Raw genomic sequence first — 10,519 nt, forward strand, 5'->3', positions numbered from 1 at the left:
CTCTCACAGAACCGTGCGTGAAAGTCTCCCCTCACACGGCTCTTCACACTCTATGCTTTGTGCATATGCTTCTTTCATCATATCCTCCTCTTTGTTTAAGAGTTGTATAATTACAGTTGCTTGAGTGTGTCACCCCTTCGCTCCATGTCCATTACAGACACTTCAACATTACTGTCCTGCCACCTCTATGCCGCATGCCACAATGCCATAGACAGGTTATTGCATTGCTTGTCGCCAGAACTGTCCGACACTGACTTTTGACATGACTTGAATCAGGATTAACGCAACGTTTCCGACTGCAGCAGCTTGCAGAGGGTTTGATGACAGTGCCTGCCACCGACACCGAGAGACCTTCTCTCATCTCATTGGCAGTTACGGCTACATCTTATATGGAAGGTAGCCAACCCTTTATATATAGATGTGCGCCTCGTGGCACACGGACAGGTCACTGTCCCGATTCGCCCTCTGACCCGCCTCTGCCCCGTAAAATAGGCGGCATTATGGGAATAAAATAAAAATTTTTGTGCTTTTATTTGGTATTCCGCATAATATGCACTATCTTTGCTGAAGAATTAATAAAGAAAGGATATATATGAACACGATTAGAATAGATCAAGTTTTATATAACTATGCTGTAGTATATGCTCGTAAACACAACATGAGTGTTGATAGCTTAGTGGAGAATTATATTATTTCTCTTTTGGGTGATAGTAAATCTTCCTATAGTTATAGTGAAATGGCAACTTCAAGGAATGTGAAATATAAAATATCACCGAGGGTTAAAGCTCTTGAGATGGAGTTTGTATGCCCAGAAAATTTATCAGAAGATTATAAAAAAGAAATCAAAGAGGGTAGAATTAAAAAGGGCTTATGAAGATTTTCTGGGATACTAATGTATTGGTTGATTTGTTATTGGTAAGAAGGCCATTTTATGAATCTGCATCTACATTACTTTCATTGGCTGAAGAGAACAATTGGGATGTGATTGTTTCTTCGCTAAGTATTATGAACGCATATTACATCTGTTGTGAACGAGCCAAAATGTCAAGGGAAATGTGGGAACAGAAAATCATAGGTTTCAGTTCTCTTGCTTCAATATGCTGTTTAGATTCAGATATAATTCTAACTTCATGTTCTACAGGATGGGGCGATTTTGAAGATTGTGTTCAGCATAACTGTGCTGTTCTTAATCAATGTGAATACATTATCACACGTAATACAAAAGATTTTCGATTGTCTTCAATACCAGTAATGGAACCTGATGATTTTATTATTCAATATCAATAGGTCTTTTCTTCAACCTCACCCGTCCTCTCCCAGGTCAGAGAACCGTCGGTACAGGGTCGAGTAGAGCGAGGGAGTTTCACCCTCTCACAGAACCGTGCGTGAAAGTCTCCCCTCACACGGCTCTTCACACTCTATGCTTTGTGCATATGCTTCTTTCATCATATCCGCATGCCACAATGCCATAGACAGGTTATTGCATTGCTTGTCGCCAGAACTGTCCGACACTGACTTTTGACATGACTTGAATCAGGATTAACGCAACGTTTCCGACTGCAGCAGCTTGCAGAGGGTTTGATGCCAGTGCCTGCACACCGACACCGAGAGACCTTCTCTCATCTCATTGGCAGTTACGGCTACATCTTATATGGAAGGTAGCCAACCCTTTATATATAGATGTGCGCCTCGTGGCACACGGACAGGTCACTGTCCCGCAGGAATAGTCAAAAATATAATCTCAAATGTTTATAAAAAAATGAGAAGTCGGGACACGGACCTGTCCCCTGTCCCGACTTTGTAAGCCCTTACACTATGCCGGGCTTCTATGGCTTCCTGTATTGTCATATTTTAGATGATATATTACTATTCATTATTATATGTCTTTTTGCTACATTAAGATACATACCGCTACATTTTCGCTACATTGATTTATTGTCGTTATAGCATGTAAGTCGTTGTGTATCAGTATCAGTATCGCTACATCATGCTACGTATTTTTTCATTTAAGTGAGCGTTGAAATACCTGTTCAAACATATCCATTTCTCGCTTGGCTATACCCAGGCGAGTGGCTATGGACTTCCAATGCTTCACACCAGCCTTCACTTCTTCGATGATATACACGGCTTCGTCTTTGCCTATCATATACTCCTCCGAGGAATCAAGCAACACCTGAAGGTCCGCATGATTCGTTGTGGAGTTGATGAGCAAAGCCTGGTACTCATTAAGAGTTGGATTCATGTCGTATGCCGGTGATAGCGTCCAGCCACGTGGAGTCAGCAGGAATCCGTGGTTGCGGAAATGGTCATCGCTATTGCCGATGGCTATATTGAATGCCACTCGACGATAGAGCTGACGAAGGTTCTGCTCTACGTCACAGCAGTTCTGGAGGATGAAGTCCACGATGTCCAGATAGCCGTTGCCCGACTTGGCATCACAGCCATCAGTCAAGCCCAACAAGGTCATGGCTGATGCGAAATGCTTTCTTCGTCCTTCAACTGTCCTATCGAAACGCTTGGAGAGCAAGGCATGATATTTCTTGCCTGTCTCAATGACGCTAGTCTCTGCTGCTTCGACTCCAGCCTCTTTTGCCAACAGATGACTGAGGTGTTCCCAAAGGCCTACATCATAGTCATCGTTCCTTGACGGGAACTTGGCTACGCAAATCCGGCCTTCGTCATTCATCACTCCAGCCTAGGGGCGGGCACCGCCAAGCGAAGTGCCAGGATGGACTAATTGCAAGAGCCATTTCTTCTCTGGCAACTGATTCAGTTCCTCGCTCTTCTCAATTTCCATGCTGGCTGCCACCAAAGCCCTAATGTCGGTCAAAGGGGGAATACGAAGCGATTTCTCACAATTGATGTACTCTCCATCTTGTTTTTCCTTAAAGCGGAAACCACCCATACGAGAATAGTCATCGATACCAATGAGGTAATCAAATGACGAAAGCTTACGTACGGGGCGTTTCTCTTCCGTGGCAAGGATTTGTTCGCGACGGTTAAGCAGCAATCTTCCCCAACGGTCAGGCAAGGCATCGTTGAAGCAGCCGAAGATGTCCCTGTCCGGCTGGGTGTATTGCTGACCGGGATAGTTGTTAATGTCGGCACTCAGATAGAGGCTGCCATACTGACGGAGCCAGTCGTTATCATACTTGAACGAATAGGAGTCTGAGCCACGAAGGGATTCATAGCCAAGTTCACCAACCAGCATTGGTTCGTCAAGCCAGTCGAAGTCCGCATATACATAGAGTGTCTTCATACCTTATTGTTTTTTAGAGGCACGTTCACGATGTTTCAGCGCAAGATCCTGTAAGGCCCGCCCCATCTCATCCTTCTGTGCCAACAACAGGATGTCATCATCCAGCTGTAGGGCATAGAGCACACGGAGATAGATGCCTATCGCTACTGTCGGAGTTCCTTTTTCTATCCTCGAAACGGTCAGAGGAGAACAGGTAGCCCGTTCTGCAACCTGTACCACACTAAGATTACGACGCAAACGAGCCAGTTTGATTTGCTCACCTACGGTCTGCATCTTCTGTTCCAGTTTTCGGGGCAACTTATTGCCCATTGTTGTCTTGCTCATATTGATACTCAACTTATATTTACAAGCGCAAAGATACAACAATTTCTTTATTTTATGATATGTTATGATATAAAAAATAATTATAATAGGGCTTTTTTAACAATTTGGGGTCGTCTTTTGGAACAAAAAGCATACTCCCGAGACAGAACATCGCATCACATCCATAGAAATCCACAGCAATATCTTTTCGCACTACTGCACAAGAAAGTGGCATAGATAACAACCAATGAGATTTCAACCAAAGGGGACAGGGTCGAGTAGAGCGAGGGAGTTTCACCCTCACCCTCTCACAGAACCGTGCGTGAAAGTCTCCCCTCACACGGCTCTTAACACTCTATGCTTTGTGCATATGCTTCTTTCATCATATCCGCATGCCGCAATGCCATAGACAGGTTATTGCATTGCTTGTCGCCAGAACTGTCCGACACTGACTTTTGACATGACTTGAAACAGGATTAACGTTTCCGACTGCAGCAGCTTGCAGAGGGTTTGATGCCAGTGCCTGCACACCGACACCGTGAGACCTTCTCTCATCTCATTGGCAGTTACGGCTACATCTTATATGGAAGGTAGCCAACCCTTTATATATAGATGTGCGCCTCGTGGCACACGGACAGGTCCATGTCCTGCCTCCTCGTTTTTTGTAACATTTGAGATTATATTTTTGAATATTCCTGCGGGACAGTGACCTGTCCCCTGTCCTGTTTTGCAGTTTATACGGTAGAAAAGTGGATTGGGATATGGTTGAAGGGGTGCGGTGGTGAAGATTTAATGTTTTTAACCTGTGTTTACGCGAAAATGTGGGAGGAGGATGCCATGACTTTAGCTTTGAGTGCTCCAGAGTGGTTCGTCCTGCCAGTTGTCTGATGGGAAGCCTAATGCACAAAGGTCAACCTCGGGGTATTCGGCGAAGAGTGACTGCATCTTGGAGAGCATGTCATTGCCTGGAGATATGATGTCGAGGAAGTACTTGATGATGCACATGTCAAAATACACGCGTAGCGGGTCAGTCTTAAGCAAAAGCCAAGGACGAGTCATTCTTACAGGAATCGTTGCACGTATGGAGAAGACTCTGTTCCATATACGAGAATGGTGGCCACATGAGTTACGGGTGACGGCAACGATGGTGAGCCATGACTCAAATGGAGCAACCTGCAAGTCGAACGACTGAGATATTCGTTTCTTTAATTTCTTGTTTTTGATATTTGCATAAATATTGGTGACGACACCAAAGGGGAGTACTTCCATCAATATCCATGCCGGTGGGTATGGATTAGAGTAGATTTCCTTGAAATGCGTTACAAAATCCTCCTTCGAGCGGATAAGCTCTTCCTCTATCAAATGTATGGTCTTGTTGAATTCGGCAGGATTTGAAAAATTGCTTGCATCAGTTATCCAGAAAGGATCTTTTGTCATCTCACAGCCACAATTCACGATAGAACATCTCACAGCCACTTCTATTTTCTCTATTTCGTTGAAAAGCAACATACGGAGTTTCTTGTCAAAACGATAAAGTGTCATTACCTTATCAAAAGATGCTCCTCCCTTAAAAAGATGCTCTTCTTTTGGCATACGTAGAAGTGGATGCATATAGGCGGATAGACGATAATAACCAATGTGTGACAAGTAATGCTGTGCCTTGCTTTCATCGGTTATTGACAATCCTCTCTCCCTCAAGATTTCTATTGACTCTTTTGGTGACTTATAAGTTTTATTGAATATTGTCTTGTTTGCCATAAGTACATATAAAAAAACGACCCGCACATTTGAGCATTGTTAAGAGGCTTGGCGGGTTCTCGTGCTGCAAAGGTAAGGCATTTATTTGGATTGTGCAAGGATTTTGAGGAAAAAGTGCGGAAATGGAGGTGGTTTTTAACAGATGTTGGGTGTATCGAGATGCAAAATGCGGCATCTGCAAACCAAAGTTCAAGGGACAGGGGACAGGTCCGTGTCCTGCCTCCTCATTTTTTGTAACATTTGAGATTATATTTTTGAATATTCCTGCGGGACAGTGACCTGTCCCCTGTCCTGATCCAAATGCTATTAAACTCACCATATCTTGGCTTTATTGGTGAAACTTTCTTAAATATTCACTCATAAGTGAATTTATATCGGAAATTATACTTAACTTTGCAGTGAATTAAGAGGATTATAACTATGGCAAAAGCAACATTAAAGACAATAGAACAGAACGACAATGTAGGAATGTTCTCCATCTGTTTTGATGGCAGTGAGGTGAGCGAGTTTGAGAAGTTCCTGAACGAATTCAAGGACAACGCTACATATAACAAGGATTTCAACGTTATACTTTTGGCCTTGTCCAAGATTATCGACAAGGGGGCTCTTGAACGGTTCTTCCGAAACGAAGGCAGGATGAATGACAATGTCAAGGCTCTTGCCATCGATTCGCGCAAACTTCGTTTGTATTGCTTGCGAATATCTGACCAGATTCTCATACTCGGAAACGGAGGTGTTAAGAATACTCGAACTTACCAGGAAGACAGCAAACTGAGCGGTTATGTGATGGATTTGCAGACTTTTGACAAAGTGCTGCTCAAAGCACAGAAATCAGGTAAGGTAACCATAGAGAAGAATATGATTACTGATATTCAAAGTGCCACATTTGAAATATAAACACCATGCCTATGATACAGAATGCTTTGTTCAGACAGTGCCTTGCCGCTATACCAGAAGAGCAGAAAGCCGAGTTTGAGCTTTCGTTCGAGATAGCAGAGCGCATCAGTGAAGTTCTAAAAGCAAAGAACCTCACCCAAAAGGATTTTGCCCAGAAACTCCACAAGAGGGAGTCAGAAATATCCAAATGGTTGACCGGCAGACACAACTTCACCATGCAGACCATTGCTAAGATTGAAACGGCATTAGGCTGCAAGCTCATCAATATAGCCAAGTGAGATTTACAAACAAAAGGGTGAGGGACAGGGTCGAGTAGAGCGAGGGAGTTTCACCCTCACCCTCTCACAGAACCGTGCGTGAAAGTCTCCCCTCACACGGCTCTTCACACTCTATGCTTTGTGCATATGCTTCTTTCATCATATACTCCTCTTTGTTTAAGAGTTGTATAATTCCAGTTGCTTGAGTGTGTCACCCCCTTCGCTCCATGTCCATTACAGACACTTCAACGCTACTACGGGGCAATCCGCCACAGAAGCGGACTTCGGTACGTTTCTGCCTTGTTAGTCACTTTCGGCATTTCCCTTGACATTCCGTCTTCTGCTTCCCACGTTCCGCCAACAAGCCTGTATTACTGTCCTGCCACCTCTATGCCGCATGCCGCAATGCCATAGACAGGTTATTGCATTGCTTGTCGCCAGAACTGTCCGACTCTGACTTTTGACATGACTTGAACCAAGATTAACGACACCTCATAGAATGGTTCACTTGCGTTCAGCTCAGTAATACGTACCTCTCTGCAACGCTCACCACCGCAACGTTTCCGACTGCAGCAGCTTGCAGAGGGTTTGATGCCAGTGCCTGCACACCGACACCGAGAGACCTTCTCTCATCTCATTGGCAGTTACGGCTACATCTTATATGGAAGGTAGCCAACCCTTTATATATAGATGTGCACCTCGTGGCACACGGACAGGTCACTGTCCTGCCTCATCAATAATTTTATAACATTTGAGATTATTTTTTTGACTATTCCTGCGGGACAGTGACCTGTCCCCTGTACATGTAATGAATGACAATTGGGAAAATACGACGAAATAGGTCAATATTGAGGTCAAACTGACTTAAAATAATCAAATATCTTATGTTTTTCCGTCAAAACTCTTGCAGAAAATCTCAAAAAGGTGTATATTTGCACCGTGTAAAATCTCAAAAAGGTGTAAAATATGGAAGTTCGGAAATCGCAAAAAGGTGCGGATGACATCATTATGAAGCGTAAAATATATAAACAACTCCTTGATTGGAAGGAGCAAAGAAACGGTGAGGTGGCACTACTCGTAGAGGGAGCACGACGCATCGGAAAAAGTTATATCGTAGAGGAGTTCGCGAAAAATGAGTATGAGTCATACATCCTCATCGACTTCAACAAGGCTCCCCAAATGGTCAGGGACTGGTTCGACCTCTATCTGGAAGACCTCGATACGTTATTCCTCTATCTGAGCCAACACTATAAAGTAAGGCTCCATGAGCGCAAGTCGCTCATTATCCTTGATGAGATTCAGTTATGCCCCAGGGCAAGAGCGGCCATCAAGTTTCTGGTGGCCGACAGAAAGTATGACTACATTGAGACGGGATCTTTGGTAAGTATCAAGAAAAACACACAAGGCATCGTGCTCCCATCGGAAGAACGTTCCATTCAGATGTATCCGATGGATTTTGAAGAGTTTCTTTGGGCCACAGGTAATGATATGCTGATGGATTTGATACGGAAAATGTATGCAGAGAAGAAACCGATGGGGCAGGCTTTCCATCGTCAGGCAATGGATGCTTTCCGTCTTTATATGATAGTTGGAGGAATGCCGCAAGCCGTCAAAAAGTATGTTGAGACCAAAGACTTTGATGCCGTAGATGCTGCTAAACGTGATGTTCTGACTATCTATCGTAATGACATCTTCAACTATGCAGGTGAGTTAGCAGACAAGGTGGTGTCTATCTTCGACCAGATTCCTCCCCAGCTCTCCAAGCACGAAAAGAAGTTTCGGTTGTCAGCCCTAAAACCAGGTGCGAAATACCGCGACTGGGACGATGCATTCTTCTGGCTGAAGGACGCGAGGGTTGTCAATATCTGCTACAATTCGACAGAGCCGAACATCGGACTGAAGATGAATGAAGACCGTACGACATTGAAGTGTTATATGAACGATACGGGCTTGCTAATCAGTCATGCTTTTGATGAAAAGGGCATCGTCTCGTCTGAGATTTACCAGAAACTGCTCTTTGGAAAGCTGGAGGTGAACGAGGGAATGCTCATTGAGAATATCGTGGCCCAGATGCTGACAGCCTGCGGTAACAAACTCTTTTTCTACAGTAAGTCGTCAGAAGAAGCCGAGGAACGAATGGAAATAGACTTCTTGCTTCAAAAGGACAAAGTGACCAGTCGCCACAATATCCGTCCGATAGAAGTCAAAAGCGGCAAGAACTACACTTTATCTTCCCTAAAGAAGTGTATGAATAAGTTTGGAGAGTATATGACCGCTCCTACCGTTTTGCATGCAGCTGACTATAAAGTAGAGGATGGTATCACCTATCTTCCGCTTTACATGACACCTTTATTGTAAGTACAAGGAGCGTAAGTCTCGTATTGGCGCTATTAGCTTGATGATAGTATGTCCTCGCAACGGTATCAGGAATTCATATCAGAACGTACACGACTGCTTGAACACATCAAGGAGTTGGAAGCCGAGAACGCCGAGCTTAGTGTCTTGTACTGAAATAGGTTGACTCGTAAAGAGCAAAAAAAGATTAAATAGTATTTATGAGTAGACAAAAATTCAGTTGCGCTTTGAAGCGTGCAATCTGCATCGAGTACATGCAAAGTGGTAAGAAACGTCATGAAATAGCCATCAAATATGGCATTCCAAACGTAAATATGCTATCTGGATGGGTACATTCCTGCCTAAGTCCTTTGGAGATTCAGAATAAATGTGTAAATTTGCCTCCCGTAAATGACTCTCAACGATTAGAAATGGCACAGGAAGACTCACAGACAACATCAGATTGTCTCTCAAGAATCGAGATACTGGAGAAGCAAATCCAGAAGCTTGAGACAGATTTGAAGAAGGCCAAGGACAAGAATCTGGCACTCAACACGCTTATTGACATAGCCGAGGAACGTGGCATCAAGATAAGAAAAAAATCTGGGGCCAAGCAGTAGAACGCCTCTCAGGCCTGTTCGGTTTTACTATCGAATATTCCTGCGGACTGTTTGGCCACACAAAACAGGCGTACTATAAGCGTAAGCATGATGAGGCAGAGGAGGTTAGGCGCCATGTGCGTCTTCTTGATGCGGTGGAGGAGATACGCAAGATGGATCCTGGAATCGGCTACTATAAGCTCTGGTTCATGATGAAACGTATGTTCATCGAAGACTGGGTGCCTGGTCGTGATGCCTTCCTGAAGATTATGCATGAACACGGATTGGTCCTGAAACGGCCGAAGCCGCGTCATACGACAAACTCCAACCATCGCTATCACAAGTATAAGAACCTTGTAAAAGGTTTTGTTCCGACCAAAGCAAACCAACTGTGGGTGAGCGATATAACATATATCGACCTCGTCGATGGATGTTGCTACCTCCATCTCGTGACAGATGCCTATTCACACAAGATAATAGGGTGGTGCCTTTCTGAAACTCTTGAGGCCATACATACTCTTGAAGCTTTGAGAATGGCAATAGGATCAGCCTCTGCAGATGAATTGGCCGGTATCATACATCATTCTGACCGAGGAATACAATACTGCTGTAATGCGTATACGGAGGAGTTGGCAAAATACAAGATAAAAATCAGCATGACAGAGGATTACAAGCCTACGGACAATGCCATAGCAGAGCGCGTCAATGGGATACTGAAGACTGAGGTTGTCTACCGAGAGCAGCGTTTCAAGGACTATGATGACGCAAGGCGGCGTATATCAGAGTTCGTGCAGTTCTACAACGAGAGTCGCCCTCACAGCAGTATAGGGTACAAGGTTCCGTCACAGGCACACCATGAGACAGGCATACAATGTTGCATGTGGAGATGACTTGAGATGCTCACGGGGGCTGTCTGCCCCGTGAGCAGGGCTTCCCCGAGTGTTTTTCATGGTTGTTTCATAGTCAACGAATTCAGTACAAGGTAAACAAAAGAATATGAAAAGTCAACTGATTCCGTACGAGGTCAACTTTTTCAGGCAAAGAGTCAACCGAATCAGGAAAGACAGTCAATCTTTTTAGATGTCATAGTCAACGATTTTAGTACGTAAACA

General features: G+C 44.1%; 9 protein-coding genes and 1 pseudogene. 7 read left to right on the forward strand and 3 right to left on the reverse strand.

The window, feature by feature from the left end; genetic code table 11:
* Window positions 1–592 precede the first annotated feature (592 nt).
* Both CIK98_RS08120 and CIK98_RS08125 read left to right on the forward strand, forming a co-directional pair.
* Window positions 593–874, forward strand: a complete 282-nt coding sequence (locus CIK98_RS08120; protein ID WP_094383748.1) for a DUF6364 family protein — start codon at window positions 593–595, stop codon at window positions 872–874.
* Window positions 871–1,287, forward strand: a complete 417-nt coding sequence (locus tag CIK98_RS08125) for a PIN domain-containing protein (protein ID WP_094383749.1) — start codon at window positions 871–873, stop codon at window positions 1,285–1,287. The genes CIK98_RS08120 and CIK98_RS08125 overlap by 4 nt, the downstream gene beginning before the upstream one ends.
* A 715-nt stretch (window positions 1,288–2,002) precedes the next feature.
* On the opposite strand, the pseudogene CIK98_RS08130 reads toward CIK98_RS08125, so the two are convergent.
* From CIK98_RS08130 to CIK98_RS08140, 3 genes and pseudogenes are all read right to left on the reverse strand, one after another.
* Window positions 2,003–3,259, reverse strand: a pseudogene (locus CIK98_RS08130) (type II toxin-antitoxin system HipA family toxin).
* A gap of 3 nt (window positions 3,260–3,262) precedes the next feature.
* Window positions 3,263–3,583: a helix-turn-helix domain-containing protein gene (locus CIK98_RS08135; protein WP_094383750.1), complete on the reverse strand. Its 321-nt coding sequence runs from the start codon at window positions 3,581–3,583 to the stop codon at window positions 3,263–3,265.
* 822 nt (window positions 3,584–4,405) lie between these two features.
* Window positions 4,406–5,320 carry an Abi family protein gene (locus tag CIK98_RS08140; protein ID WP_094383751.1) on the reverse strand — a complete coding sequence of 305 codons (915 nt, stop codon included), beginning with the start codon at window positions 5,318–5,320 and terminating at the stop codon, window positions 4,406–4,408.
* 420 nt (window positions 5,321–5,740) lie between these two features.
* On the opposite strand from CIK98_RS08140, the gene CIK98_RS08145 reads away from it, so the two are divergent.
* The 5 genes from CIK98_RS08145 (at window position 5,741) to CIK98_RS08165 (ending at window position 10,297) form a co-directional block, all read left to right on the forward strand.
* Window positions 5,741–6,217 (forward strand): hypothetical protein, encoded by a 477-nt coding sequence (locus CIK98_RS08145; protein ID WP_094380878.1) that lies wholly within the window; start codon window positions 5,741–5,743, stop codon window positions 6,215–6,217.
* An 11-nt stretch (window positions 6,218–6,228) separates the two neighbouring features.
* On the forward strand, window positions 6,229–6,495 hold the full coding sequence (locus tag CIK98_RS08150; RefSeq protein WP_094383752.1) for a helix-turn-helix transcriptional regulator: 267 nt from the start codon (window positions 6,229–6,231) through the stop codon (window positions 6,493–6,495).
* A 987-nt stretch (window positions 6,496–7,482) separates the two neighbouring features.
* Window positions 7,483–8,832 (forward strand): ATP-binding protein, encoded by a 1,350-nt coding sequence (locus CIK98_RS08155; RefSeq protein WP_172409868.1) that lies wholly within the window; start codon window positions 7,483–7,485, stop codon window positions 8,830–8,832.
* A gap of 197 nt (window positions 8,833–9,029) precedes the next feature.
* On the forward strand, window positions 9,030–9,428 hold the full coding sequence (locus CIK98_RS17640; protein WP_141210471.1) for a hypothetical protein: 399 nt from the start codon (window positions 9,030–9,032) through the stop codon (window positions 9,426–9,428).
* Between the two features lie 29 nt (window positions 9,429–9,457).
* Complete coding sequence (locus CIK98_RS08165) at window positions 9,458–10,297, forward strand: IS3 family transposase (RefSeq protein ID WP_256387761.1); 840 nt, start codon at window positions 9,458–9,460, stop codon at window positions 10,295–10,297.
* Window positions 10,298–10,519 lie beyond the last annotated feature (222 nt).

Origin of the sequence: Prevotella sp. P2-180, from assembly GCF_002251435.1 — a bacterium.
Classification (GTDB): Bacteria; Bacteroidota; Bacteroidia; order Bacteroidales; family Bacteroidaceae; genus Prevotella.